Genomic DNA, 26001 nt, shown 5'->3' with positions numbered 1-26001 from the left:
GGCCACAGGAGCATTTGCATGGGCCTTGCCATCCTTCTCGTCAGTTTTGCGGTTGCCGTCGTGATCGGCCTGCCTATCGCCTTCGGCCTGGGGATCGCCGCGCTCTTGGCCGCATTCTACGAGGGCGTGCCGCCCATGATCGTGTTCCAGCGCATGGTCGCTGGGATGAATGTCTATTCGCTCCTTGCGATCCCGTTCTTTATCTTCGCGGGCGAATTGATGATGCGCGGCGGCATCGCGATCCGGCTGGTCCACTTCGCCGAAGCGCTGGTGGGCCGGGTGCGCGGCGGCCTCGGCGTCGTCAACGTCTTTTCCTCGATGCTGTTCGGCGGCATTTCCGGCTCGGCGGTGGCCGATACGTCGGCACTCGGTTCCGTCATGATCCCGATGATGCGCGAGCGCGGCTACGACGACGATTACTCGGTCAATGTCACGGTCACGTCGTCGATCGCAGGCGTCATGATCCCGCCCAGCCACAACATGATCCTCTATGCGCTGGCAGCGGGGGGCGGCATTTCGATCACCTCGCTTTTCCTGGCCGGGGTGGTGCCGGGCGTGATCATGTGCTTCTTCCTTGCGGTGGCGGCCTATCTCGTTGCCGTCAAACGGGGATATCCGGCTTCGCCGTTCCCCGGGATGCGGGCGTTGGTCGTTGCCGCGACAGCCGCACTGCCGGGCTTCCTCACCGCCGTCGTCATCATCGGCGGGGTATTGTCGGGCATCTTCACGGTTACCGAATCGGCAGCGATCGGCGCTATCTACGCGCTTTTCGTCACCATTGTCGTCTACCGCTCCTTGTCGCTCTCGGCCTTCTGGGAGTGCATCACGCAGGCAATCCGCACCACCGCGATGGTGATGACCCTGGTGGGCACGGCGACGGCATTCGCCTATTTCCTGTCGCTTTATCGAGTGCCTGCTTCGATCATGGACATGTTGACGGGCGTCTCGGAAAATCCCATCGTCATCCTGCTGCTCATCAACCTGGCGCTGCTCGTGCTTGGCATGTTCATGGACATGGCGGCGCTCATTCTCATCTGCACACCGATCTTCCTGCCTGTCGTTTCGTCATTCGGGATGGATCCGGTGCAATTCGGCATGGTGATGATGATGAATCTCGGGCTCGGATTGACGACGCCGCCCGTCGGAGGCTGCCTGTTCGTCGGTTGCGCGATCGCCAAGGTGAAGATCGAGCATGTCCTGAAAACCGTCTGGCCTTTCTATCTGGCGATCCTCATCGCATTGATGCTGACGACCTACGTCCCCGCCGTCTCTTTGACCCTACCCGACCTGCTGCAGTAAGGACGCCACATGAAACGATTGCTCATAACAGGCGCCGGCGGAAATCTCGGCCGCATGGCACGCAGCCGCTTGACGCATCTGGCCGAAACGATCCGCCTGTCCGACGTCGCCGAAATGGCGCCCCAGACGTCGGGAGAAGAGGTCGTGCCGTGCGATCTCGCCGATTTCGCTGCCGTGAAGGATCTCGTCGACGGATGTGACGGCATCGTGCATTTTGGCGGCATGTCGGTCGAGAACACGTTCGACGTCATTCTCGATGCGAACATTCGCGGGCTCTACAATGTCTATGAAGCCGCGCGCCAGACCGGCTGCCGCCGCATTGTCTTCGCCAGTTCCAATCATGCGATCGGGTTTCATGAGCGCGAGACCCGGCTGGATGCGGATTCGGTGCTGCGGCCCGACAGCCTTTATGGCGTATCCAAGTGTTTTGGCGAGGCGGTGGCGCGGCTCTATTACGACAAGTTCGGCATCGAAACGGCGATCGTCAGGATCGGAAGCTGTTTCGACGAGCCGAAGGATCGCCGCATGCTGGCGACATGGCTCAGCGCGGATGATTTCGTTTCGCTGATCGAGCGTGTCTTCGCTGCGCCGCGGCTCGGCTGTCCGATCATCTATGGTGCATCGGACAATGACGAGAGTTGGTGGGACAATTCCAAGGTCGCCTATCTGGGCTGGCGGCCAAAGGACAATGCGGAGAAATTCCGTGCCAAGTTCGCTGGCGATCCGCCGGACGAAGGCACCGCCCCAGCCGTCAGATTTCAGGGCGGCGGATTTGCCGCCAAAGGACATTTCGAGGATTGAGTGACATGACCGACGGAAAGCACCTCATCGCCGGCGAGTGGGTCGCCGGATCGCAGACCTTCGCCTCGCGCCCGGCAACGGGCGAGCCAAGGACCTTCGCCGAAGGTGGCGCGGCAGAGGTCGACCGCGCGGCCAAGGCTGCCGAGGATGCCTTCTGGACCTATGGATACCTGCCGGACAGCAAACGTGCTTCCTTCCTGAACCGCATCGCCGAAGAGATCACCGCGCGCAAGGCCGCGATCGTGGAGACCGCCATGGCCGAGTCGGGTCTGCCGCAGGCGCGCCTTGAGGGCGAGTGTGGCCGCACCACGGGACAGCTCCAGCTTTTCGCGCGCCACATCGAAAAGGGCGACTACCTCGACCGGCGGCATGACGAGGCCCTGCCCGATCGCCAGCCGGCACCGCGTCCGGATCTGCGTCTGATGCAGCGGCCCATCGGCCCGGTCGGCGTCTTCGGAGCCTCGAACTTTCCGCTCGCCTTTTCCACGGCTGGCGGCGACACGGCGTCGGCTCTTGCTGCGGGCTGTCCGGTGGTCGTCAAGGGGCACCCTGCCCATCCGGGGACAGCGCAGCATGTCGCAGAGGCGATCGATGCCGCGATACGGGCGGAAGACATGCCGCCCGGCGTTTTCTCGCTGATCCATGGCAGCACGAATGCACTGGGCGAGGCGCTGGTCAGCCATCCACTGATCAGGGCCATCGGTTTCACCGGATCGCTCGGTGGAGGCCGGGCGCTTTATGACATCGCGCAGAACCGTCCCGAGCCGATCCCCTTCTTCGGCGAACTCGGCAGCGTGAACCCCGTCTTTGTCCTGCCGGCTGCCGCAAAGGCACGTGCCAGCCAGATCGGCAAGTCCTGGGCAGGCTCCCTGACCATGGGTGTCGGTCAGTTCTGCACCAATCCCGGCGTTGTCGTGATGCCGGAGGGCGAAGCCGATGCCTTCATCGCCACGACCAGCGAGGCGCTGGAAGGTGTTGCGGCCCAGACGATGCTGGGCGACGGCATCGCCGATGCCTATCGCAAGGGGCTCGACCGCATCGCCGCGCATGGTGGCACGCAGACGGTGTGGGCCGGCGAAAGCAGCGGCCGCAACAGCGCGCCGGCGGTTTTCGTCGCCAGCGGCGAGACCTGGTTGGCCGAGCCCGACCTCCACCACGAAGTGTTCGGTCCGCTCGGCATTGTGGTCAAGGCGAAGGATGTCGATCAGATGCTCGAAATCGCCCGAGGGCTCGAAGGGCAGTTGACCTGCACGCTGCAGCTCGACGAGGCCGACCACGCGGATGCGCGCCGCCTTCTGCCCATCCTGGAGCGCAAGGCAGGCCGGCTCCTGGCAAACGGCTTTCCGACGGGGGTCGAGGTGGCGGATGCGATGATGCATGGCGGGCCGTACCCGGCTTCCACGCAAGTCTCGACCACATCAGTCGGAACGCTGGCGATCCGGCGGTTTCTACGACCTGTCTGCTATCAGGACATCCCCGCCAGCCTTTTGCCCGAGGCGTTGAACTGAGGCGAAATACGTGGCGGTGCTTGCCCTCGGAGCGCCGGCTGGGCATATGTGACCTTCGCTTGAAGATCGCAGTCCCGCGGATGAGGCATGCCGTTGAAGATCGTGTTCATGGGAACGCCGGCTTTTGCCGTGCCGACACTGGCTGCCCTCGCCCAGGACGGACATGAGATTCTGGCTGTCTACACGCAGCCGCCTCGCCCCGGAGGACGGCGCGGACTGGCTCCGGTGAAGTCTCCGGTCCATCAGCAGGCTGAACTGCTGGGTTTTGACGTGCGCACGCCGACGTCCTTGAAGGGGCAGGACGAGCAGCACGCATTTCGCGCGCTCAAGGCGGATGTCGCAGTGGTCGTCGCCTACGGTCAGTTGCTGCCTCCCGCGATCCTCTCGGGCACACGGCTCGGCTGTTTCAATGGGCATGCTTCGCTGCTGCCGCGTTGGCGCGGTGCCGCGCCGATCCATCGGGCGATCATGGCCGGTGATGGCGAGACCGGCGTGATGGTCATGAAGATGGATGAGGGGCTCGACACGGGACCGGTCGCGATGAGCGAAAAGGTTTCCATCGGGCCGGACATGACCACCGGGGAATTGCACGACAGGCTGATGGTGGTCGGCGGCGGGCTGATGGCTCGCGCGATGAAGGCGCTGGAAGCGGATGCGCTGACGCTGACGCCGCAGTCCGACGAGGGCGTCACCTACGCACGGAAGATCGAAAAGGCCGAAGCACGCATCGATTTCACGCAGCCCGCGCGCGACGTCCACAACCATATTCGCGGACTGTCGCCGTTTCCTGGCGCATGGTTCGAGGCCGATCGCGGAGCGGGGCCGGAGCGGATAAAGGTCCTGCGCAGCGAGCGGGCCGGCGGCAGCGGCGAACCGGGAAACGTTCTAGACGACAGCCTGACCATCGCATGCGGCGAGGGCGCGGTGCGGCTTGTTACCCTTCAGCGCGCCGGCGGCAAGGCACTTCCGGCCGATGCGTTCCAGCGCGGCACTGGCCTTTTCGAGGGAATGAAGGTCGCGTAATGCCGCGCTATCGTATCATCGTGGAATATGATGGGACCGGCTATGTCGGCTGGCAGCGGCAGGAGAACGGCCCTTCCATTCAGGCCGCGCTCGAACAGGCCATCGCATGTTTCAGCGGCGAAGCGCCGCGTGTTTCCGGGGCAGGGCGCACCGATGCCGGTGTCCATGCGCGCGGCCAGGTCGCGCATTTCGATCTTTCGAAGCAATGGCCGTTTGAGACGGTGCGCAATGCGATCAACGCGCATCTGACGATGGCGAGGCAGACTGTCTGCGTTCTGGACGCGGCCGAGGTTGCCGAAGATTTCGATGCCCGCTTTTCCGCCAGGAAGCGACATTATCTCTATCGCTTCATCAATCGTGCCGCGCCACTGACGCTGGAGGCGGCCCGCGCCTGGCGCGTCGCCCGCTCGCTCGATGCCGCCGCGATGAACGAGGCTGCGCAATTGCTGGTCGGCCGTCACGATTTCACGACGTTCCGTTCGGTTCAGTGCCAGGCCAACAGCCCTGTGAGGACAATGGACCGGCTGGACGTGACCCGCTGCGGTGAGCGGATAGATCTTCAAGTGACCGCCCAGAGTTTTCTCCACAATCAGATCCGTTCTTTCGCAGGATCTCTCAAGCTTGTCGGAGAAGGCAAGTGGCGGCCGGACGACCTCCGCACGGCGCTCGAGGCGCGTGACCGGAAGGCATGCGGCCCGGTTGCGCCGCCCTGCGGGCTTTATTTCATGCAGGTCGATTATTGATCGACCGTCCATTCGAAGAAACGAGATCGGAGCTCATGACTACCATCGACGTTTTGTGCATCGGCAATGCGATTGTCGACATCATCGCGCGCTGCGAGGAAGAATTTCTGACAGATAACGGGATCATCAAGGGAGCGATGAACCTGATCGATGCCGAGCGCGCCGAGTTGTTGTACGACCGCATGGGTCCGGCACTCGAAGCCTCCGGCGGTTCGGCTGGAAACACCGCCGCCGGCGTTGCCAGTTTTGGCGGAGCGGCAGCCTTTTTCGGCAAGGTCGCGAAGGACCAGCTTGGCGATATCTACGCCCACGACATCCGCGCCCAGGGTGTGCGTTTTGCCACCGCGCCGCTCGCCGGGCCACCGCCGACGGCACGCTCGATGATCTTCGTGACGCCGGATGGGGAGCGGTCTATGAACACCTATCTCGGCGCTTGCGTCGAACTGGGGCCGGAAGACGTCGAGGAAGCCGTCGTGGCCGCATCCAAGGTCACGTATTTCGAAGGTTATCTTTGGGACCCGCCGCGTGCCAAGGAAGCGATCCGCCAATGTGCAAGCATCGCGCATGCCAATGGACGCGAGATGTCGATGACGCTGTCCGATCCATTCTGCGTCGATCGCTATCGCGAGGAGTTTCTGGATCTGATGCGGTCGGGCACGGTGGATATCGTCTTCGCCAATGCCAGCGAAGCCAAGTCGCTCTACCAGACGGACGACCTGGAGGAAGCATTGGCGCGGATCGCGAAGGACTGCCGGCTCGCCGCCGTGACGCGCAGCGAGCTTGGCTCGATCGTGCTGCGTGGTGACGAGCGTGTCGAGATCGATGCGATCGAAATCCGCGAGCTGGTCGATACGACCGGAGCCGGCGATCTCTATGCCGCCGGGTTCCTCTATGGCTATACCAACGGCAAGACGCTGGACGAATGCGGCCGACTTGGCAGCCTGGCCGCCGGCCTCGTCATTCAGCAGGTGGGACCGCGTCCCATGCAGCAGCTGTCAAAGGAAGCGGAGAAGGTTGGCCTTGCCTGATGCACCCGCTCACATCACGTCGTCGGGCGGGCGGCCCGGACGCGGGCGATAGGGCGAAAATGCCCAGCCATAGCGCAGCGCACCGCCGCGGACGGTGAAGGCAACGGCAAGGCCTGCAAGCGAGGCGGCGATGATCGGCGTACCGATCGCGGCGGTGACGGTGTAGGTGGAAGCGCCGGCAAGAGCCGCCGTCACATAGACCTCCGGCCGCATCAGGACGGAGGGTTCGCCCGAGAGCAGATCCCGCAATATGCCGCCGAACGTCGCCGTGAGCATGCCCATGACGACCGCGACGGTCATCGATCCGGTTGCGTCGAAACCCTTCGCGGCGCCCATCACGCAATAGGCCGAAAGCCCGACCGCATCGAGCCAGATGAGGAGACGGTACCGCGACTCCACAAGGTGCGCCGTGAGAAAAACGATTACGGCGACGCTGGCGCATACGATGAGATAGGTCGGGTTCTCCACCCAGAAGACCGGCACGCCCAGAATGACGTCCCTCAATGTTCCTCCGCCGATGCCCGTCACGCCGGCAAGAAAAAGGAAGCCGATGATATCCAGCAGCTTGCGCGAAGCCGCCAGTGCGCCGGTCGCGGCAAAGACAGCGACGCCGGCATAATCCATCAGTTCCAGGATCGGCATGACGGGCCCCCGATGACCAAAACCCGGCCAGAACGGCCGGGCTTAAGCGCTCTAGGCGTCCTTCTCGGACTGCGCGTTGGGCGCGCCGGGTTCGGCCTCGCCGTCGGCGCTCTGTGCCGCAGCGCCGCCCTCTGCCGCTGCTTCTGCCGATTGCTTCGGGCCACCCTTGGACACGCCCACCATTGCGGGCCGCAGAACGCGCTCGCCAATGACATACCCATCCTGGACGACCTGGACGACCGTGTTGTTCGCCACGTCCGTATTGGGCACCTCGAACATTGCCTGATGGAAGTTGGGATCGAACTTCTGGCCTTCCGGCTCCTGCTTGCGCACGCCATGGCGCTCCATCGCGGAAAGCATGGCCCGCTCGGTCATCTCCACGCCCTCGACAAGCGAATTGAAGCCGGCATCGTCCGATTGGCGCTGTTCGTCCGGTATGGCGTCGAGTGCGCGGCGCAGATTGTCCGAAACGGCCAGCATGTCTCGCGCGAAATTCGCGATGGCGTAGCTCTTGGCATCCTTGACGTCGCGTGCCGTGCGGCGGCGCAGATTGTCCATCTCCGCTGCGAGCCGCAGATACTTGTCCTTCAGATCGGCGTTCTCGCTCTTCAGGCCGTCGACGAGGATCGTCAAGGCTTCGCCGTTGTCCGCAATCTCGTCGCCAAAGGGCTGATCTTCCTCACCGAGCGCGGCTTCCGCGGCTTCGCGGGCCTCGTCAAACCCGTTCTGGGTTTCCTTTTTATCGTCCGGCGCGTGCTTCTTGGTCTCGTCGGTCATGACGTTATTTTGATCCCTGTCCCGTCGTCCGATTATCGGCTCGCTGGCAGACCCGGTCGTGCGGGGAGCCTGGCCAAGCCTTTCCGTGCGCCGGATATCGATGCTTCCGGTCCAAAAATCAAGGCATCGTCTGCCTCATTCATGGCTCGAAAGCCAAGCCTTTCAGGCGATAGAGGGCTTCCATGGCATCGCGAGGGGTCATGTCGTCCGGGTCCAGCGCATCAAGGGCCGTCTTCAAACGGTCGTCGGATGGCGGCAATGCCGGGGGCGGACGCGACATTGCCGCGAAAAGCGGCAGATCGTCGATCAGGCTGATAGCGGGGTTCTTGCGCTCGGTGTCTTCCAGCCGTGCCAGGACGTTGCGCGCGCGTTCAACGACCGTTTCGGGAAGGCCCGCCAAGCGTGCGACCTGAATGCCGTAGGAGCGGTCGGCTGCCCCCGGTCCGACCGAGTGAAGGAAGATCACGTCACCGTTCCATTCCTTCACCCGCATCGTTGCATTGGCGAGGCGCCCAAGCTTTTCCGAAAGCGCCGTAAGCTCGTGATAGTGGGTGGCGAAGAGGCCGCGGCAACGATTGACCTCATGCAGATGCTCGACCGAAGCCCAGGCGATCGACAGTCCGTCGAATGTCGCCGTGCCGCGTCCGATCTCGTCGAGGATCACCAGCGAGCGCTCGCTTGCCTGGTTAAGGATCGCGGCCGTCTCGACCATCTCCACCATGAAGGTCGAGCGTCCGCGCGCCAGGTCGTCCGAGGCGCCGACACGGCTGAAGAGCCTGTCGACCACGCCGATATGCGCGCTTCCGGCAGGTACGAACGAGCCGGTCTGAGCCATGATGGCGATCAGCGCATTCTGGCGCAAGAACGTCGACTTGCCGCCCATGTTCGGTCCGGTCAAGAGCCAGATCGCCCCGTTGCCCGCCTCGCCCGAGGGGGAGAGGTCGCAATCATTGGCGACGAAGGGCTGGCCCGCGCTGCGTCTCAGCGCCTGTTCCACCACCGGATGCCGGCCGCTCACGATCTGGAATGCGAGTGAATTGTCGATGGTCGGTCGGCAATAGCCTTGTTCCTCCGCAAGGACGGCGAGGGCGCCCGCCACGTCGATGACGGAAACGGCTTGTGCCGCCTGACGAATCGCGTCCGCGGCGTCCACCACGGCAGCGCTCACGGCGTCGAAGATCGAAAGCTCGATTGTCAGCGCCCTGTCGGCGGCATTGGCGATTCGGCTTTCGAGGTCGGACAGTTCCGTGGTGGTAAAGCGCATGGCGCTCGCCATGGTCTGCCGGTGGATGAACCGTGCGCGCGCATCCTCGCCAGTCAGCGCACCCGCATTCCCGGCCGTCACTTCGATGTAGTATCCGAGCACGTTGTTGTGGCGGATCTTGAGTGATTTCACCCCGGTCTCGTCCGCGTAGCGCGCCTGCAGTCCGGCGATGACCTTTCGTGACTGGTCGCGCAGATCGCGCAGCTCGTCGAGTTCGCCATGATGTCCGGCCCGCACGAAGCCGCCGTCGCGCTTCATCAGCGGCAAGTCCTCGGCAAGCGTTTCATGCAATCGCTCGATCAGTTTCGCCGGCAGGCCGATCAGCGCCTTTCGGGCGCTTGCCAGTTCGGCGGGAAGATCGCTGGCCTCGAGCAACTCCGCAATGTTCCGCGCGGTCGCCATGCCATGCCGCAGCGCTCCAAGATCCCGTGGGCCGCCGCGGTTGAGCGCGATGCGGGACAGCGCACGCGGCATGTCCGTCATTGATTTGAGCGCCGTGTTCAGGCGGTCCGCCTGACCCGGAGCCGCCAGGAAATGCGCGACGGAATCAAGACGTGCGTCGATCGACTTCGGTTCCGTCAGCGGCGCCATCAGCCGTTCCGCCAGCAGCCGTGCACCGCCCCCTGTCACCGTTCGATCCAGCGCCTTGAGCAGACTGCCCTCGCGGCTGCCGGCGAGCGTGCGCAGCAGCTCCAGATTGGCCCGTGTCGCCGGATCGATATAGAGCGCGGATGATGTCGCTTCCCGTTCCGGCCTGGACAGCGCAGGGCGTTCGGCGATCTGCGTCTTTTCCACATAGGCGATGGCAGCGGAGGCCGCGGCGAGTTCGGCGCGCGAGAAACTGCCGAAGCCATCGAGGGTCGCAACGCCAAAGAAGCGTGCGACGCGCCCTTCTGCCGACGAGCTGTCGAAGAGAACGCCCGGCTGCGGGACGGTGAGACGACCGAGCGCATGGAAGACCGCTCGCATCTCGTCGTCGTAAAAGACGGTGTCGGCGACGATCACCTCGCGCGGGTCGACGCGCATGATGTCGGCGACGAGCCTTGCCGGGCTTGTTTCCGCCAGCCGGAAGACCCCGGTCGAGATGTCGATCCAGGCGAGGGCAAACCCGTTCGCACCGCCGGATCGAACGCGGGCAAGAGCCATCAGATAGTTGGACTCGGAGGGGTTCAGCAATCGCTCTTCGGTCAGCGTGCCGGGCGTGACGAGCCGTGTCACGTCACGCCGCACGACCGATTTTGCGCCGCGTTTTTTTGCTTCTGCGGGATCTTCGACCTGCTCGCAGACCGCAACGCGATAGCCAAGGCCAATCAGCTTCTGCAGATAATCATCGGCCGCATGCACCGGTACGCCGCACATCGGGATGGCCTCGCCCATATGCTGGCCGCGCTTGGTGAGCGTGATGCCGAGCGCGCGCGAGGCCTCGACGGCATCGTCGAAGAACAGCTCGTAGAAATCGCCCATGCGATAAAAGAGCAGGGAATCGGGGTTGGCTGCTTTGATCTCGATGAACTGGGCGATCATCGGCGTCGCACTCGACAGGCTTTCCGTCGAGGCAAGGCGTGCCGCGCGCTCGGCTTTCGGGTCCGTCTCTTTCAGCAAAAAACCTTGTCCGTCCAATCGAATTGCGGTTTCGGTCCGATAGGGTAGTCTGCGTTTCCCCGTGGCGAAAGAACAGCCGGCCGCGGGCCTGGCTCCACAGGAAGTTAAGGCCACAAAAACGATCAGGATGCGATGGCGCAAGAACCGTCGCCCACAAAAGGTTTGAGGAAACATGCCCATAGAATTGCAGCCGAAGAAGCAACGCTCCGGCCAGTCGCCGACGACCGTCTCCGATCAGGAGGCTCTGGATTTTCACGCGCGCGGCCGACCCGGCAAACTGGAGGTCAATCCCACCAAGGCGATGGCGACGCAGCGCGACCTCTCCCTGGCCTATTCACCGGGCGTCGCCGTGCCGGTCAAGGCGATCGCCGAAGATCCATCCAAGGCGTTCGATTACACCGCGCGCGGCAACATGGTTGCCGTGATCTCCAACGGAACCGCAATTCTCGGTCTCGGCAATCTCGGCGCGTTGGCCTCCAAGCCGGTAATGGAAGGCAAGGCGGTGCTGTTCAAGCGCTTCGCCGACGTCGATTCCATCGATCTGGAGGTCGACACGCAGGACACGGACGAATTCATCAATTCGGTGCGTTTCCTCGGTCCCTCCTTCGGCGGCATCAATCTGGAGGATATCAAGGCGCCGGACTGCTTCATCATCGAGCAGCGCCTGCGCGAAGTGATGGACATTCCCGTCTTCCACGACGACCAGCACGGCACCGCCATCATCGCCGCGGCAGGGTTGATCAACGCCCTGCATCTGACCGGCCGCGACCTGAAGTCGACCAAGCTGGTGTGCAACGGCGCGGGCGCAGCCGCGATCGCCTGCATGGACCTCATCAAGGCCATGGGCTTTTCGCCGGAGAACGTCATCCTCTGCGACACCAAGGGCGTCATCTACGAGGGCCGCACCGAGGGCATGAACCAGTGGAAATCGGCCCATGCGACGGACACTGAGGCGCGCTCGCTCGCTGACGCCCTGAAAGGAGCCGACGTCGTCTTCGGGCTTTCGGTCAAGGGCGCCCTGACGGAAGATATGATCCGCTCGATGGCGCCGCAGCCGATCATCTTCGCCATGGCCAATCCCGACCCGGAGATCACGCCGGAGGAGGTCGCCGAGTTCCGCAACGACGCGATCATGGCGACCGGGCGCTCTGACTATCCGAACCAGGTCAACAACGTTCTGGGTTTCCCCTATATCTTCCGCGGCGCGCTGGATGTGCGGGCGTCCACCATCAATGACGCCATGAAGATCGCCGCCGCCGAGGCACTCGCCGCGCTTGCCCGCGAGGACGTGCCCGACGACGTCGCCGCCGCTTATTCCGGCAACCGCCCGCGCTTCGGCCCGCAATACATCATCCCGGTGCCCTTCGATCCGCGGTTGATCTCCGCCATCCCCGTTGCCGTCGCCAAGGCTGCGATGGACTCCGGTGTCGCCAGCAGGCCGATCCTCGATCTTGAGGCTTACGCGCACGAACTGTCGGCCCGCCGCGATCCGATCGCATCGACGCTGCAGCGCATCTACGAACGCGTGAGGCGCCATCCGCGCCGCGTCGTCTTTGCGGAGGGCGAGGAAGAACAGGTGATGCGCGCGGCGATCTCCTATGTGAATCAGCGCCTCGGCACAGCCATCCTGCTCGGCCGCGACGAGGAGATGCAGGAGACCGCGCGGCGGGCCGGCATCGACCTCGATCGTCCGGGCATCGAACTCGTCAATGCCCGGCGCTCGCACCGCGTCAACGCCTATGTCGACTATCTCTATGCGCGATTGCAGCGGAAGGGCTTTCTCCAGCGCGACTGCCAGCGCTTGATCAACAACGATCGCAACCACTTTGCTGCCTGCATGGTTGCGCTCGGCGATGCCGACGCGATGGTTACGGGCACGACGCGCAACTATTCGACGGCGCTCGAAGACGTTCGGCGGGTGATCGACACCAAGCCCGGACACCGCGTCATCGGCGCTTCCCTGGCGCTGTGCCGCGGCCGCACCGTCCTTGTCGCCGATACGGCGGTGATCGACATGCCGACGGCGGACGAACTGGCCGATATTGCGGAGGAGGCGGCGCACATGGCACGGCGCATGGGCTATGAGCCGCGCGTGGCGATGCTTGCCTATTCGACATTCGGTCATCCCTCCGGCGAGCGGTCGGAAAAGGTCAAGGAGGCCGTGCGCATTCTCGATCGGCGCCGCGTGGATTTTGAGTATGACGGCGACATGGCCGCCGATGTCGCGCTCAATGCCAAGCTGATGGAGCAGTACCCGTTCTGCCGTCTGTCGGGCACCGCCAACGTCCTCGTGATGCCGGCGTTCCACTCGGCATCGATCTCGACGAAGATGCTGCAGGAACTGGGCGGCTCGACGGTGATCGGCCCCTTGCTTGTCGGCCTGGACAAGTCGGTGCAGATCGCCTCGATGGGCGCCAAGGACTCCGACATCGTCAACATGGCCGCTATCGCTGCGTTCAACGCCAGCAGCTGACGGCTGGCATGAATCGGGTGGCGGCGGATCGCGGACCATGGTCCAATCGGACCAATTCAGGAGAACCGCCATGACCGTCGCCGCCCGCTTGCATCAAGACATTACGCCTGACGGGTCCGACTACGAGACCGTTCGACGGGTGATCGAGATGATCACGCAGGACTACCGCTCCCAGCCGACGCTAGACCGGCTTGCGGCCGACCTTGGACAGTCTCCGAGCCAGTTGCAGAAGGTGTTCACGCGTTGGGCTGGCCTGTCGCCCAAGGCCTTTCTCCAGGCGGTCACGCTCGACCACGCCAAGAGGCTGCTTGGGACGGAGGGGTTGCCGCTTCTCGATGCCAGCTTCGAGGTCGGTTATTCCGGGCCGGGCCGGCTGCATGATCTCTTCGTCACCCATGAGGCGATGTCGCCAGGCGTCTGGAAAGCCAGGGGCGAGGGCCTGACCATCCGCTACGGCTATCATCCCTCGCCCTTTGGTCTCGCGCTGATCATGATCACCGACCGCGGATTGGCGGGGCTGGCGTTCGACGACCCGTCTCTCGGCAAGGATGCGTTCGAGGATATGGCGAGCCGCTGGCCGAAGGCCCGCTATGTCGAGGACGCGGCGGCGACGGCGCCCTATGCCGCGCGGGTCTTCGATCCGGCCCGCTGGCAAGCCGACGAACCGCTCAACGTCGTTCTCATCGGCTCGGACTTCCAGATCCGGGTGTGGCAGGCGCTGATGCAGATTCCCTTGGCCAGGGCGTGCACCTATTCCGACCTCGCTCGCAAGATCGGCCAGCCCACCGCCTCACGCGCGGTCGGTGCTGCAGTCGGACGCAATCCGATTTCGTTCGTCGTTCCCTGCCACCGCGCGCTCGGCAAATCCGGTGATCTCACCGGCTATCACTGGGGACTGACCCGCAAGCGCGCAATGCTCGGCTGGGAAGTGGGCCAGGGGCAGGCGTGAGGGCTCAGTGTGCCTTCGACATGTCGCCCAGAACCTCTTTCGAGGCGACAGTCGAATCCGCATTGAGCTTGTAGACCATCGGCACGCCGGTCGCCAGATTGAGCTTCAACACTGACTCGCGGCTCAGGCGATCAAGGATCATGACCAGTGCCCTCAGAGAGTTGCCGTGGGCGGCCACGAGAACCTTCTCGCCGCGCAGCACCCGCGGCAGAATCTCCATCACGTAATAGGGCCACACGCGCGCGCCGGTATCCTTCAGGCTCTCGCCGCCCGGCGGCGGGACGTCGTAGGAACGTCGCCAGATGTGCACTTGCTCCTCACCCCATTTTTCGCGGGCATCGTCCTTGTTGAGACCGGACAGATCGCCATAGTCCCGCTCGTTCAGGGCTTCGTCGCGGATCGTCTCAAGGTCGCGCTGGCCGATCTCCTCAAGGATGATGTCCAGCGTCTTCTGCGCCCGTGAGAGCGCCGACGTGTAAGCGATGTCGAAGTCGATCCCATAGGCCTTGAGTGCCTTGCCGCCTTCGCTGGCCTCCTGAACCCCGAGATCGGTGAGACCGGGGTCCTTCCAGCCGGTGAACAGGTTCTTCAGGTTCCATTCGCTCTGGCCGTGACGCACAAGCACGAGGGTTCCGGACATTGGTATCGCTCTCCTGATGGCAAACGGATCAATTGTGGCTGGCAAGCCCGAGAACATCGAGCATGGAATAAAGGCCCGGTTGTTGCCGGCTGGCCCAGAGTGCGGCCTTGATGGCGCCGCGAGCGAAGATCGCGCGGTCGCTTGCCTTGTGGGTCAGTTCGATGGTTTCGCCTTCGCCAGCGAGCAGCACAGCGTGTTCGCCGACGACGGAACCGCCGCGCAACGTGGCGAACCCGATCGTGCCCAGGGGGCGGGCGCCGGTGTGGCCATCGCGCACCCGCACGCTCTTCTCCGCAAGGTCGATGGCGCGCCCCCGCGCAGCAGCCTCGGCAAGAAGAAGCGCGGTTCCGGACGGCGCATCGACCTTGTGGCGATGATGCATCTCCAGCACTTCGATATCCCAGTCCGCTGCCTCCAGCGCGCGGGCCGCGTCTTCGACAAGAACCGACAGGAGATTGACGCCGAGGCTCATATTGCCCGACTTGACGATCCGCGCCTTCTCAGCGGCCTGAGAGATCGCGCGCTCCACGTCCTCGTTGCATCCCGTCGTGCCGATGATGTGTATGAGCCCGCCGGCTGCCGCTCTGGCGGCGAATGCGGATGTGGCTTCCGGCGTGGTGAAATCGATGATGCCATCGGCACCGGCGAGCGCTGTATCGAGGTCGTCGGTGAGCGCGACGCCCAACTTGCCCGACCCTGCAATCTCACCGGCATCGCGTCCAAGGTCGCTGGAGCCCTGCCGCTCGACGGCACCGGCAAGACGCACGCCGTCCATCGCCGCGATCACTCTGATGAGCGTCTGTCCCATGCGCCCACCGGCACCGACGACCACCAGCCCCAGATCCTTCATCTCGCTCATGATGCACTCTTGCCCTTGCGTTCGGTGTCGCCGGTTTCGGCGGCCGCTTCCAGCGCGGCGTCGCTGTCGAGGCCTAGCGCCTGCATGCGATGGAAGCGGGCATAAAGCCCCTCCTCACGTCGCGCCAGTTCCTCGTGGCGACCTTCCTCGGCGACACGGCCATTCTGCATGACGATGATCTTGTCCGCCCGTGCGATCGTGGAAAGACGGTGCGCGATGACGATGACCGTGCGCCCTTCCATTGCGGTCTCCAAGGCGCTCTGGACGAGCGCTTCGGATTCGGTGTCGAGCGCCGATGTGGCTTCGTCCAAGAGGAGGATCGGAGCATTGCGCACGAGGGCGCGGGCGATCGAGAGACGCTGGCGCTGTCCGCCGGAAAGCGTGATGCCGTTTTCGCCAACGGGGGTGTCATAGCCCTGGGGCTGGCTCAGAATGAACGCATGGGCATGCGCCTGGTGCGCGGCCGCCTCGATCTCGGCATCCGTGGCGTCGGGCCGGCCATAGCGGATGTTGTCGCGAATGGTGCCTTCGAAAAGGTAAGGTTGCTGCGAGACATAAGCGATCGCGGCGCGCAGCGAATTCTTGGTCACGGCCGCGATATCCTGGCCGTCGATCAGGATGCGGCCCCTCTCGGGGTCGTGAAAGCGCGGGATCAGCCCGATCACCGTTGATTTTCCAGCGCCCGAGGGGCCGACAAGCGCGGTCGTGCGGCCAGCTTCGGCCGTGAAGCTGACATCGGTCAGGATAGGCTCGCCTTCGGTGTAGGCGAAGTCGACGGCGTCGAAGACGACCCGCCCGCCTTCGACCTTGAGCGGCACCGCATTCGGCGCGTCGGCTTGTGTCGGCACGATGTCGAGGATCTCGTAGATCATCCGCGCATTGACGATCGCGCGTTCCAGATTGACCTGCAGGCGCGCCAGCCGCTTCGCCGGCTCATAGGCGAGGAGAAGCGCCGTGACGAACGCGAAGAACGCACCGGGAAGGACGCCACCATAGATCGAGCGGAAGGCGGCATAGGCGAGAACGCCTGATATGGCGATGCCGGCGAGCGTCTCGGTAAGGGGAGACGTGCGCTCGGTGAGGCGGACGATGCGATTGGCCCGTCCTTCCGCCGCATCGATCAGCACCCGCATCTTGGCGCGCAGTTGCTCCTCCATCGTGAAGGCCTTGACGATGGTGACGCCCTGCACTGTCTCCTGCATGGCGCCGAGAACGTGGCTGTTGAGTTCCACCGATTCCCGCGTCGCGCTTCGCAGACGCTTGGAGATGTAGCGCAATGCGATCAGCAGCGGCGGCGCGACGGCGAAGACGACAAGGGTCAAGAGTGCGTCTTTCGAGATCATCACCCCGATCAACGCCACCAGAGTCAGCAGGTCTCGGGCCAGCGACGTGATCGTCAGGTTCAGCACATCGCGGATGCCGGTGACATTCTGGCTGATTTGCGCGGCGATCTGGGCTGAGCGCATGTCGGAGAAAAAACCGACGCTAAGCGCCATCAGATGATCGAACAGGCGCTTTTGGTAGCGGGCGACGATGTTGTTACCGACCTGTGCCAGCGCAACGGCCTGCCCGTAGGACGCAAGGCCGCGCAGGATGAAGGCGGCGAGGATCGATCCGCAGATCAGCCAGACGACATCGGCGCGCTGATTGGCGAACGCCTCGTTGACGACCGCTTCCATGATCCATGCCGTAAATGCGGTCGTCAGGGCCACGATCACCAGGCACACGATGGCGACGGCGTAGGTGCCCACATAGTCCTTGCCGTTTTCGGCCAGGATGCGCTTCAGCATGCCGAGAACGGTATCGGGGTCGAGCCGGGTCTTCTTTGCTCGCTTCTGTTCCAAAAAGCGTCCAGTCCGCGCGTTGGTGGCTGCAAGGCAGCCGGGTGCAGACGGGTCTATAGCCTCTCGGCGAAGCTTTGCCTATGGCAAGAGCGCCACGCCGGCAAAGGGTCTACCGCTTCCAATGCCGTCCCTCGGTGGCGACGCCGAACAGTGCCGGGGTGCGCGCATATGCGGCGAGCCCGGAAAGCGCTGCCAGAGGGTGCGTCATGACGAAGGTCGGCATGGCGCGCAGCAGAGCCGAATGCGGCGCCTTGTCCTCAAAGGCAGCGCGAAAATCCGGGCGCTCGAGGGCCGGGATGACCTTCTGCGAGATACCGCCGGCAAGATAGACACCGCCCTGCGCCATGAAGATCAACGCCAGATCGCCCGCGCAACGGCCGAGATAGGTCGAGAACAGAGAAAGCGTTTCCTCGCTTTGCGGGTCGGCCGCCTTGAGACCGGCCGTCGTGATCTCCGCCGGCGTGCCGAGCGAGGCATCGCGGCCATCCGCCTTGCAGACGGCCCGGTAGATGTTGACGATGCCGCGGCCGCACAAAAGCTGCTCGGCGGAAATGCGCCCCTCGATCGCTTCGAGGTGGGGGAATATCTCGAAATCGCGCTTGGTACGTGGTCCCATGTCGATATGGCCGCCTTCACCGGGGACCGGGATCCATTTGCGCTGCGCATAGACCAGGCCCGCGACGCCGAGCCCGGTCCCGGGCCCCACGACGACGCGCGAGGCGTGCAACGCGATCCTGCCCTCGCCGATCTGGTGGCGATTTGCCTCGTCGAGCGAGGCGACGGCGAGCGCCTGGGCCGCGAAATCGTTGACGACCATCACCTCGTCGAAACCCAGTTCGGCGATCATCTGACGAGGCTTGACGATCCAGGGACAATTGGTCAGGTCGATCTCGTCGCCATCGACCGGCCCGGCGACTGCGAGAATGGCGGTTTTGGGCTGCAGGGAGGTCTTGTCCAGCACGCTGGCCTGAATGGCCTCGTCGATCGCCGGGAAATCGGCCGTTGCGACGATCGGGAATTCCTTCGGCTCGGCCAGGGCATCGACGAGAATTGCAAAGCGGGCATTGGTGCCGCCGATGTCGCCGATCAGGATCGGAAATGGATAGGTTTGGTCCTGTTCGGTCGATTGAGCCATGAGGTTATCCGTTCAAACTCCCTGTTCGGGTCGAGTATGGGTGCCGCGTCTCAGCGGCGCAACAGCACTTCGGCGGTCGCCTGGTTGAGCGCCATCGGAATGTCGTAGACGATCGCCAGCCGCATCAGCGCCTTGACGTCGACGTCATGCGGCAGAGGCGTCAACGGATCGACAAAGAAGATCACCATGTCGACGTCCCCGGTAGCGATCAGGGCACCGATCTGCTGGTCGCCGCCAAGTGGGCCGCTCTTGACGCGCATGACGTCGAGTTTCGGGCAGGCGGCAAGAACCAAGCCGCCAGTCGTACCGGTGGAGACGATCCGATGGTCGGCAAGGACGCCAGCATGCGCGGCTGCGAATGCCACCATGTCGTCCTTCTTGCTGTCATGCGCGATGAGCGCGATGGTCCTTCGACGCTCCAAGGCGTATGGCTCCAGCTTCGATTTAAATCGATTTGAATAGCTCTATAGCCAATGCCGCGCGCGATGAAAAGATGCAGGAGCGTGGACAGAGGTCGTCTCAGCGCGGCCGGGGCGTGGGAACGGGCACATCGACGGCCTGATAGGCATTGGCCGCGGAGGATGCCGGATAGGTCGCGGCCTCTTCCGATACCGCGTCGCTGTCGAGCACGATGGCGCAGGCGTTGGGGAGCTCGCTCAGCTGCGTGAGGCGAGGTTTCGTCGGTGCGGGAGGCGGGTCGTCGGGTTGCGCCCACGGCTCGTCGGTGAACCACCAGGCAAGCGACTCGTCGCAGCCGGTTCCGCGACCGATCGGGGCTTGCGGCGTGCAGCCCGGCGAGCCATCCGGGCAACGCATGCGAATGTGGAAATGGTAGTGGTGCCCCCAATAGGGCCGGACCTTGCCGAGGTGGCTGCGATCACCCTGCCAGCTGTCGCACAGCTTCTGCTTGATTCCGGGATGGACGAAGATGCGTTGCACCTCGCGATAGCTCGCGGCCCGCATGATGACGCGTGCATGGGCCGGCGTCCAGACGGATGGATCGACCTGGAGCGTTCCTTCCCGCAGGACGGTTCGAGCGCTGATGTCCTCGCGCTCGCGATAGCTGAGCCGGCGGTCCGGCATCGGCGTGAGCCAGATGTCTGCATCGAGCCCGATCTGATGGGAGGCGTGGCCCGACAGCATTGGTCCGCCGCGCGGCTGCGATATGTCGCCGATGAGAAGTCCCGGCCAACCGTCCTGCGCCGCGGCCTCCCTGGACAGCCGGTCGAGCAACGCGATCATGTCCGGGTGACCCCAGCGCCGGTTCCGCGAAAGGCGCATGGCCTGCCAGGTCGGACCGTCGGTCGGAATCGCTACGCCACCGGCCAGGCACCCCTTGTTGTAAAAGCCGAAGGCGGCGGGCGCAGCCTGCGAAGGCAGGGACTTCGACCCGAAAAGATCGCGCGCGGCCGGCCCCTGCGCCAGTGCATCTCCGGCAAACGCGATGATGAGCAACGCGCTCAACGCATTGGTCCAGGCCGTCATGGTCTTGGCTTTTCCCATACGCGTGCGCTCCGAATCGGCCTCTTCCTTGCGAAGGCTATCGCCAAATCGATAATGAGGGAAACGCTCAGCGCACGCGATAAATCGTCATGGCACCATTGCCGCCTGGAACGGGCGCCAGGTAGTCGGGCACATCGCCCCGAGCGAGACTTGCATAAAGCCCGTCCGGTGCCGCGCGGATGATCTGACGTGTTTCCGGATCGCCGGGGCAAAAGACGACGAGCGTGACCCCGGCACCATTCAGGAAAGCTTGCGCCGTCTGCGGCCCTTCGGTGGCGATATGCAACTGCGTCAGCATTCCCGCCTGATTGCGATGATAGGGGGCGGACAGAACCCGATGTTCGGTGTGGCGCAGGATGTCGTCGCCGATATTGGAGACGGCGGAAACGACGCCGGTGGGGGCATCGGCGAGGGCCGCCATCTGGGCTTGGGACCGGCAGCCCTTTGCACTGTCGGCGGTCGCGGGGCCGCTGATGCTTTTCCCTCTCAAGCTGGAGCCGATGAGGTTGCCAGCGAGCGCCCAACTCGCCGGCGCTGCCAGCACGATCGACAGACAGAAGGCTGCCGCTGCCCGAAGACTGCGCGGACTGGCTCTGAGCCTGGCCCTGGCGCGCCCTGCCACCAGAGCGAGCACAGGTATGGCGAACAAGGCGGCAAAGACGGCACCTCGGACCTGGACGAGAGCAATGGCAAGAGCCGCCGCAACGAGGAGCGCCGAAACGAGATGAAACTGCCGCGCGTCATCCCTCCAAGCCGCACGGAGCGCGATCGCAAGGGCAATGATCGGGACCAGATAGTGCCCTGCGATCATGGCGGGGCTAGTGGACCACATCGCAGCGATCGACTGCGCCTCGCCGACATGATCCAGCCACATGGTCCTCAACATCGGATCGAGGCCGGCGAGCGGGTCTGCGACGCACTGCGGCGCGACCAGGAGGATCGCAGCCGCGATCGCCAATGCCGCGCATCCGCAGCCGACGAGGCGCGCGGTGAAGGATCGTCCGCTCAATGTGACCGCGAGGGCAAACAGCGTTCCGCCGCCGAACACGCCGATGGCATAAAAACCGGTCGAGAAGCCGTCGCACACGACGCGGCCGTAGTCAGCTGGCGCAACGGTCGCATAGAACGCCGCTGTCAGCGTCAGAGAGAGCGAAAGCGCGAAGGTGACCGCGCCTTGGCGCATCTCGGACCCGTGACGAAGCCAGATCAAGGCATAGGCGCCGCACATGGCGGCAACGATCGGCACCGTCTCTGCGCCGATGGCTATCGCCAGAGCAAGCCCGGCGCCCGACAACCCCGCCGATCGGGGACATGCGGGGCGGGCCAACCCGATCAGCCCGACGGCGAGAAGGGCCAGTTGCACGTTGTGATGATCGATGGCGCCGGGTGCGAAGCGGTGCGATGTCGCCGCGAAGATCCCGGTCAGCAGCATGGCGGCAAAGACGCAATGTTCATCGCCGAGGATGGCTGCGACACGGGCGATGGCTGCCAGAAGCACCAGCATCGTGACCAGCGGCCAAACCGTCAAAGCGATCGCTTCGGCCGTTTCCCGGTCGGCGAACGCGGAAAAGAATGCAACGAGGTTGGCGATGGGCAGATCGACGAGCCGGGACCAGTGCATCACCGTGCCGCCTTCCAGGCCGAGACGCAGCTGGGTGGTGTCGAACCAGGCTTGTCCTGCGAGCAGATCGCGAACCTGAACGAGGCGCATCGTGTCATCGTTGTCGAGGCCGACGTAATCCGCCCCGAACATGAAATGGCGCAGGAGAATGACACCCGCTACGGCCAGGAACGTCAGCAGGACCACCGTCTTGCAGCGGGCCGCTTGTTGCCCAGAGGGGCGGACCGTATCGGTCGCCGCGCCGCTTGTCGTTGCGATCGGTGTCATCGCGCGCCCCTGCCTTTCTTCGTGGCGCGCAACCTAGCCTTAACCTTCCGAAGAAATAGTAAAGCAGGCTCCTTGCGGAGACCGGCCACGGGCGCCGTGGCGATCCGACCCCGGAACGAAGACGATGCCAGAACGCTTTCCAGCCGACCTCGATATCGCGGTGCTGATCCCCTGCTACAACGAGGAATCCACCATCATGGAGGTGGTCGCAGGATTCATCGCGGCTTTGCCGGGCGCGAGAATCTATGTGTGCGACAACAACTCCACGGACCGAACGGCGTTGCGGGCCGCTCTTGCGGGCGCAACGGTCGTGCGCGAGAGTCGGCAGGGCAAGGGCCACGTCGTGCGGCGCATGTTTTCCGACATCGAAGCCGACATCTACATCATGGCCGACGGCGACGGCACCTACGCGGCCGAAGACGCGCCCGAACTTGTTCTGACCCTGCTCAGCGAACGCGCTGACATGGTGGTGGCCACACGCCGCAAGGTGACGGTCGACGCCGGTCGTGCCGGCCATGCCTTCGGCAATCGGATATTCAATACACTCTACCAGCGCCTGTTCGGCCGCGATTTCACCGACATCTTCTCCGGCTATCGTGCTTTCTCACGCCGCTTTGCCAAAAGCTTCCCGGCCTTGTCCGGCGGTTTCGAGATCGAAACGGAGATGTCCGTCCATGCCGGCCAGCTCAAGATGCCAGTCTGCGAGATCGGCGTCGATTACGGCCGCCGGCCGCTTGGCTCCATGAGCAAGCTTTCGACCTTTCGCGACGGGGCGCGCATTCTGTGGACGTTCGTGCTCCTGATGAAGGAAACGCGGCCCTTCTATTTCTTCTCCCATGTCAGCCTGACGTTCCTCGGATTGTCGCTTGCCTTCATGTTGCCCGTATTGGTCGACTATTTCCGCACCGGACTCGTTGACCGCATGCCGACCTGGGTGCTGTCGATGGCGCTCTTGATGATATCGCTCATGATCCTGGTCGCCGGAATTATTCTCGATTCGGTCGCCAGGGGACGTGCAGAACACAAGCGTGTGCAGTATATGACCATCCCGGCGCTCCGCCGCTCCGATCCCGGTGATCCGATCGTGCCCGGCAAGCGTGTCAGAAGAGACAAGCAGGACAAAGCAGTCCACGCATGAGAAAGCTTTTTGCCTTTGCCGTCGTTGGCGGCACAGGCTTCATCGTTGATGCCGGGGTTCTCACAGCACTCCTGGAATACAGGCTCGCGGACAAATTCAGCGCCCGCGTGGTCGCAATCGCGCTTGCCCTTTGCGTGACGTGGACGCTGAACCGGCGGTTCACCTTCGGCGCGAGCCGTCATCACGTCGCGATCGAGGGTATGCGCTACGGCTCCGTCGGGATGCTGGGCAGCCTGATCAACTATGGCGTTTATTCCGGACTGCTGATCGCATTTCCGCGGATCGAGCCGCTGATTGCGCTAACGCTCGGCTCCGCCTCTGCGACGATCTTCGCCTATACCGGCTATTCCAAGCTGGTCTTCAAGCGCTGAAGACCGCAAAGGGGCCGGAACCTGAGGCGTGTCAGACCGTCTCCCAGCCGTCATGCTTTCCGGCGCGGAAGATTGCGTCGATCGTTGCCTGGTTGGACCGTGAACTTTCCAGCGTGAAAACATCGACATCCTCGCCCGACAATTTCTTGACGAAGGCCTCTGCCTGCAACCGGTATTGCCGCACGCCGGGAAAACGGAACGTTTCGGCATGATCGTGCCTGCGCCCATGCAGGGTAATGGCGGCATGGCCGTAGTCTCCGGCATTGAACGGTGCGTCGACCTCGATCAGGCCGGCATCGCCATGGAAGACCATCGACTGGCGGAGCGACATCTGCGTCGAACAATAGAACTGTAGATCGAAAGCGCCGAAATCGGCTTTCACGCTGGCATAGCGGTCCGTGCCGAAGGTCGGATCGCGATCGATCGTTGCCTGGATGCGCTTCGGCTCCGCGCCGGTGGCGATGCGCGTGGTGACAGTCGGGTAAACGCCGATGTCGAGCAGGCCCCCGCCGCCGAGCTCGACCTTGTTTCGCATATTGGCCGCATCCGTGTTGAAATAGGTGAACGCGCCTTGAACATGCCTGAGCGTTCCGATCGCGCCTTCGGCAATCAGCGACCGCACCTTCTGCCATTGCGGATGGTAGAAGACCATGAAGGCCTCGCAGATCAGGACACCGTTGCGCTCGCGCGCCGCGATGACCTCGTCGATCGATGCCGCATCGAGGGCCAGAGGCTTCTCGACAAGCACGTGCTTGCCTGCGTCGGCAGCCCGGATCGCCCATTCCACATGCTGGCTGGTCGGCAGCGGAATATACACACCGTCAACGGTGTCCGAGGCGAGGAGTGCATCGTAGGAATCGAAGACATGCGCGATGGAGAAGCGCTCCGCGACGCTGGCGCCGCTGTCGGCACTGCGGCTGGCGATCGCCGTGACCACGCAATTCTGCGCATCCAGCAATTGCGGGATCACCTGATCGCGGCCGATCTTGGCGGTCGACAAAATTCCCCATCGGAACATGTGGCAAGTCCTCTTCATGTTGGGCGACGCGCCTCAGCCAGCCGCCCTTCGGCGGATTGTCTCGAGCGTCCAGTCCTTGAGCAATTCGCCGTTGCGCCATACCGGCTGCAGCAGGTTCTGGCGTTCGCCGAGGTCACGCAGCGGGACCGCCACGGGGCTCTCGTTTTCCATGACGACCGCCTGCCGTGACCGCTTCGATGCCTTGCCGGGGTCGGTTTTCGGATCCTTGTGAATCCCGGTCCATTGACCGTCCCGATCCTGGCGGGCATTGGCCTTCATGGCGAAACGCAGAGTATCGCGATTGACCTTTTGCAGCAGACCGCCACCCATGCCGAAGGCGAGGTTCTCAGACGACCAACCGCGATCCTCCAGGCCTGTGAGAAGGCGCTTGATCATCGCCGGTGATATGCCGTCGCCCTGAATGACGCGCACCGCCGGATTCAGCACTTTGTAGCCCTTGCCGTTCACCGTGAAGCCGAAGATTTCGCCCAGCATCTCGATGGTGTCGATGGGCACGCGGGCGGCATCTCCGGAATCGGGCCGGACCACCAGCGTTCCACCGGTCGCCTCGACCTCGGCCCGCAATTCCTGGCCCCAGATCTTCTTCACCGCGCGATAAAGATCGTAGCTGTCGGATACGACGGCGACCAGTTTGTCCTTGCCGCCGAACTGAACAAGCATGTTGCGATAGGCGTCCGCTTCACGGTCCTCGCCCCAACTCGTCATCGTCGAATGCTCGGCGGCCGGGATGGAAAATCCCGCCATCGCTTCGTGGTAGTAGCGCCGTGCATAGACGACGCCGGCCACCGTGTCGGTTCCGAGGAAATTGACGAGATGGGCAACGCCGCCGATGCCGGCCTGCTCGGCCGAGGTCGCGCCACGAGCTCCGAAATCGTGGAGCCGGAACGGCAGGACCTCCTCGGGCGTCTCGCAGGTCCGCTCCAGCGATGCTGCGATCATCTGGCGTACGGCGTGCGAAACGGTAGCGACGGTTGAAGGATACCATACGGCACGCAGCAGGGCGGTCTCGATGAACGTCGGCAGCCAGAAGAAGTCGGGATCGGTATTCTTGACCTGGACGAGCGGCGTTCCCGATGGCACGACCATGCCCTCAGGCAGCGCTTCGATCTCGATCGGCATCGCCCCGCCATGGCGCGCAACGAGGAGTTCCCACCCCTCGCGGTGAAAGGGCAACCCGTGCGCGGTTACGAGATCGGCTGCCTCTTCGACGTCTTCGAGCGTGACGAGCCGTGTCAGATAGGCCTTGAGAAACATCTGGAGGCCGAAGAACAGCACGTGGTCATAGACCCCGCCCGGCCGCGATTCGATATAGGCGGATATGGCCGCGGTGTCCGGCGGATACTGCGCGAAATGCGAGTACTTGTAGCTGTCTGTGTTGAGAATGGGGTTCATGTCGGCTGTCCCTTCACGCGGAAGAGAGGCATAGCCGACGCGGCGCCCATCGAAAAGGGCAGGAGGCCGAAGGAGGCCTTACC

The 26001-nt window shown here is 63.8% G+C and carries 22 protein-coding genes; 10 read left to right on the top strand and 12 right to left on the bottom strand.

Going from position 1 to position 26001, the window contains the following annotated elements; translation table 11 throughout:
- Positions 1-18 precede the first annotated feature (18 nt).
- The 6 genes from CN673_RS08560 to CN673_RS08535 all read left to right on the top strand — a co-directional run bounded on the left by CN673_RS08560 (position 19) and on the right by CN673_RS08535 (position 6402).
- Positions 19-1299: a TRAP transporter large permease gene (locus CN673_RS08560; RefSeq protein ID WP_099865836.1), complete on the top strand. Its 1281-nt coding sequence runs from the start codon at positions 19-21 to the stop codon at positions 1297-1299.
- A gap of 9 nt (positions 1300-1308) precedes the next feature.
- The gene (locus CN673_RS08555; protein ID WP_099865835.1) at positions 1309-2100 is read left to right on the top strand and encodes an NAD-dependent epimerase/dehydratase family protein; all 792 of its coding nucleotides are present in this window, start codon (positions 1309-1311) and stop codon (positions 2098-2100) included.
- A gap of 5 nt (positions 2101-2105) precedes the next feature.
- Complete coding sequence (locus CN673_RS08550) at positions 2106-3608, top strand: aldehyde dehydrogenase (NADP(+)) (protein ID WP_099865834.1); 1503 nt, start codon at positions 2106-2108, stop codon at positions 3606-3608.
- 87 nt (positions 3609-3695) lie between these two features.
- Positions 3696-4631 (top strand): methionyl-tRNA formyltransferase, encoded by a 936-nt coding sequence (gene fmt, locus CN673_RS08545; protein WP_099865833.1) that lies wholly within the window; start codon positions 3696-3698, stop codon positions 4629-4631.
- Positions 4631-5374: a tRNA pseudouridine(38-40) synthase TruA gene (gene truA, locus CN673_RS08540; protein WP_099865832.1), complete on the top strand. Its 744-nt coding sequence runs from the start codon at positions 4631-4633 to the stop codon at positions 5372-5374. Before fmt ends, truA begins: the two co-directional genes overlap by 1 nt.
- A 35-nt stretch (positions 5375-5409) precedes the next feature.
- Positions 5410-6402, top strand: coding sequence for an adenosine kinase (locus CN673_RS08535; RefSeq protein WP_099866114.1), 993 nt, complete (start codon positions 5410-5412; stop codon positions 6400-6402).
- Positions 6403-6411: 9 nt separating this feature from the next.
- On the opposite strand, the gene CN673_RS08530 is transcribed toward CN673_RS08535, so the two are convergent.
- The 3 genes from CN673_RS08530 to mutS form a co-directional block, all read right to left on the bottom strand.
- Positions 6412-7044 carry a trimeric intracellular cation channel family protein gene (locus CN673_RS08530; RefSeq protein ID WP_099865831.1) on the bottom strand — a complete coding sequence of 211 codons (633 nt, stop codon included), beginning with the start codon at positions 7042-7044 and terminating at the stop codon, positions 6412-6414.
- A gap of 51 nt (positions 7045-7095) precedes the next feature.
- Positions 7096-7821: a nucleotide exchange factor GrpE gene (grpE, locus tag CN673_RS08525; RefSeq protein WP_099865830.1), complete on the bottom strand. Its 726-nt coding sequence runs from the start codon at positions 7819-7821 to the stop codon at positions 7096-7098.
- Positions 7822-7960: 139 nt separating this feature from the next.
- Positions 7961-10687, bottom strand: a complete 2727-nt coding sequence (gene mutS, locus CN673_RS08520) for a DNA mismatch repair protein MutS (protein ID WP_245409834.1) — start codon at positions 10685-10687, stop codon at positions 7961-7963.
- A 172-nt stretch (positions 10688-10859) separates the two neighbouring features.
- On the opposite strand from mutS, the gene CN673_RS08515 reads away from it, so the two are divergent.
- Together CN673_RS08515 and CN673_RS08510 are read left to right on the top strand one after the other, a co-directional pair.
- The gene (locus CN673_RS08515; RefSeq protein ID WP_099865829.1) at positions 10860-13160 is read left to right on the top strand and encodes an NADP-dependent malic enzyme; all 2301 of its coding nucleotides are present in this window, start codon (positions 10860-10862) and stop codon (positions 13158-13160) included.
- Positions 13161-13230: 70 nt separating this feature from the next.
- Entirely contained in the window at positions 13231-14109 is an 879-nt protein-coding gene (locus CN673_RS08510; protein ID WP_099865828.1) for a methylated-DNA--[protein]-cysteine S-methyltransferase, read from the top strand.
- A 4-nt stretch (positions 14110-14113) separates the two neighbouring features.
- On the opposite strand, the gene CN673_RS08505 is transcribed toward CN673_RS08510, so the two are convergent.
- The 7 genes from CN673_RS08505 to CN673_RS08475 all read right to left on the bottom strand — a co-directional run bounded on the left by CN673_RS08505 (position 14114) and on the right by CN673_RS08475 (position 21978).
- Entirely contained in the window at positions 14114-14749 is a 636-nt protein-coding gene (locus CN673_RS08505; RefSeq protein ID WP_099865827.1) for a 2,3-bisphosphoglycerate-dependent phosphoglycerate mutase, read from the bottom strand.
- 28 nt (positions 14750-14777) lie between these two features.
- Positions 14778-15599, bottom strand: a complete 822-nt coding sequence (dapB, locus tag CN673_RS08500) for a 4-hydroxy-tetrahydrodipicolinate reductase (RefSeq protein ID WP_099865826.1) — start codon at positions 15597-15599, stop codon at positions 14778-14780.
- A gap of 5 nt (positions 15600-15604) precedes the next feature.
- Positions 15605-17398, bottom strand: coding sequence for an ABC transporter ATP-binding protein (locus CN673_RS08495; protein ID WP_099866112.1), 1794 nt, complete (start codon positions 17396-17398; stop codon positions 15605-15607).
- 163 nt (positions 17399-17561) lie between these two features.
- Positions 17562-18587 (bottom strand): glucokinase, encoded by a 1026-nt coding sequence (locus tag CN673_RS08490; RefSeq protein ID WP_099865825.1) that lies wholly within the window; start codon positions 18585-18587, stop codon positions 17562-17564.
- Between the two features lie 50 nt (positions 18588-18637).
- Positions 18638-19009 carry a methylglyoxal synthase gene (locus CN673_RS08485; protein WP_099865824.1) on the bottom strand — a complete coding sequence of 124 codons (372 nt, stop codon included), beginning with the start codon at positions 19007-19009 and terminating at the stop codon, positions 18638-18640.
- A gap of 97 nt (positions 19010-19106) precedes the next feature.
- A complete protein-coding gene (gene mepA / locus CN673_RS08480; RefSeq protein WP_099865823.1) occupies positions 19107-20090 on the bottom strand; it encodes a penicillin-insensitive murein endopeptidase in 984 nt (327 codons plus the stop codon).
- Positions 20091-20157: 67 nt separating this feature from the next.
- Complete coding sequence (locus CN673_RS08475; RefSeq protein ID WP_099865822.1) at positions 20158-21978, bottom strand: hypothetical protein; 1821 nt, start codon at positions 21976-21978, stop codon at positions 20158-20160.
- Between the two features lie 124 nt (positions 21979-22102).
- On the opposite strand from CN673_RS08475, the gene CN673_RS08470 reads away from it, so the two are divergent.
- Both CN673_RS08470 and CN673_RS08465 read left to right on the top strand, forming a co-directional pair.
- A complete protein-coding gene (locus CN673_RS08470) occupies positions 22103-23116 on the top strand; it encodes a glycosyltransferase (RefSeq protein ID WP_099865821.1) in 1014 nt (337 codons plus the stop codon).
- The gene (locus CN673_RS08465) at positions 23113-23487 is read left to right on the top strand and encodes a GtrA family protein (protein ID WP_099865820.1); all 375 of its coding nucleotides are present in this window, start codon (positions 23113-23115) and stop codon (positions 23485-23487) included. Before CN673_RS08470 ends, CN673_RS08465 begins: the two co-directional genes overlap by 4 nt.
- Positions 23488-23518: 31 nt before the next feature.
- Here the strand turns inward: CN673_RS08465 and CN673_RS08460 are convergent, their stop codons facing one another.
- Both CN673_RS08460 and CN673_RS08455 read right to left on the bottom strand, forming a co-directional pair.
- Positions 23519-24505: a Gfo/Idh/MocA family protein gene (locus tag CN673_RS08460; protein ID WP_099865819.1), complete on the bottom strand. Its 987-nt coding sequence runs from the start codon at positions 24503-24505 to the stop codon at positions 23519-23521.
- Positions 24506-24538: 33 nt separating this feature from the next.
- On the bottom strand, positions 24539-25918 hold the full coding sequence (locus tag CN673_RS08455; protein WP_099865818.1) for a nicotinate phosphoribosyltransferase: 1380 nt from the start codon (positions 25916-25918) through the stop codon (positions 24539-24541).
- Positions 25919-26001: the final 83 nt, after the last annotated feature.

It is taken from the genome of Neopararhizobium haloflavum (assembly GCF_002750855.1).
GTDB classification, from domain to species: domain Bacteria; phylum Pseudomonadota; class Alphaproteobacteria; order Rhizobiales; family Rhizobiaceae; genus Georhizobium; species Georhizobium haloflavum.
This window is presented reverse-complemented; position numbering and strand designations above follow the sequence as displayed.

Excerpts from the sequence above, each read along its gene's own strand:
- CN673_RS08515 (WP_099865829.1), top strand. The coding sequence starts at position 10,860 with ATGCCCATAGAATTGCAGCCGAAGAAGCAACGCTCCGGCCAGTCGCCG.
- fmt (WP_099865833.1), top strand. The coding sequence starts at position 3,696 with ATGCCGTTGAAGATCGTGTTCATGGGAACGCCGGCTTTTGCCGTGCCG.
- CN673_RS08560 (WP_099865836.1), top strand. The coding sequence starts at position 19 with ATGGGCCTTGCCATCCTTCTCGTCAGTTTTGCGGTTGCCGTCGTGATC.
- CN673_RS08470 (WP_099865821.1), top strand. The coding sequence starts at position 22,103 with ATGCCAGAACGCTTTCCAGCCGACCTCGATATCGCGGTGCTGATCCCC.
- CN673_RS08490 (WP_099865825.1), bottom strand. The coding sequence starts at position 18,587 with ATGGCTCAATCGACCGAACAGGACCAAACCTATCCATTTCCGATCCTG.
- CN673_RS08535 (WP_099866114.1), top strand. The coding sequence starts at position 5,410 with ATGACTACCATCGACGTTTTGTGCATCGGCAATGCGATTGTCGACATC.
- CN673_RS08550 (WP_099865834.1), top strand. The coding sequence starts at position 2,106 with ATGACCGACGGAAAGCACCTCATCGCCGGCGAGTGGGTCGCCGGATCG.
- CN673_RS08465 (WP_099865820.1), top strand. The coding sequence starts at position 23,113 with ATGAGAAAGCTTTTTGCCTTTGCCGTCGTTGGCGGCACAGGCTTCATC.
- dapB (WP_099865826.1), bottom strand. The coding sequence starts at position 15,599 with ATGAAGGATCTGGGGCTGGTGGTCGTCGGTGCCGGTGGGCGCATGGGA.
- CN673_RS08530 (WP_099865831.1), bottom strand. The coding sequence starts at position 7,044 with ATGCCGATCCTGGAACTGATGGATTATGCCGGCGTCGCTGTCTTTGCC.
- CN673_RS08510 (WP_099865828.1), top strand. The coding sequence starts at position 13,231 with ATGACCGTCGCCGCCCGCTTGCATCAAGACATTACGCCTGACGGGTCC.
- mepA (WP_099865823.1), bottom strand. The coding sequence starts at position 20,090 with ATGGGAAAAGCCAAGACCATGACGGCCTGGACCAATGCGTTGAGCGCG.
- CN673_RS08505 (WP_099865827.1), bottom strand. The coding sequence starts at position 14,749 with ATGTCCGGAACCCTCGTGCTTGTGCGTCACGGCCAGAGCGAATGGAAC.
- CN673_RS08455 (WP_099865818.1), bottom strand. The coding sequence starts at position 25,918 with ATGAACCCCATTCTCAACACAGACAGCTACAAGTACTCGCATTTCGCG.
- truA (WP_099865832.1), top strand. The coding sequence starts at position 4,631 with ATGCCGCGCTATCGTATCATCGTGGAATATGATGGGACCGGCTATGTC.
- CN673_RS08460 (WP_099865819.1), bottom strand. The coding sequence starts at position 24,505 with ATGTTCCGATGGGGAATTTTGTCGACCGCCAAGATCGGCCGCGATCAG.
- CN673_RS08475 (WP_099865822.1), bottom strand. The coding sequence starts at position 21,978 with ATGACACCGATCGCAACGACAAGCGGCGCGGCGACCGATACGGTCCGC.
- CN673_RS08495 (WP_099866112.1), bottom strand. The coding sequence starts at position 17,398 with ATGCTGAAGCGCATCCTGGCCGAAAACGGCAAGGACTATGTGGGCACC.
- CN673_RS08555 (WP_099865835.1), top strand. The coding sequence starts at position 1,309 with ATGAAACGATTGCTCATAACAGGCGCCGGCGGAAATCTCGGCCGCATG.
- grpE (WP_099865830.1), bottom strand. The coding sequence starts at position 7,821 with ATGACCGACGAGACCAAGAAGCACGCGCCGGACGATAAAAAGGAAACC.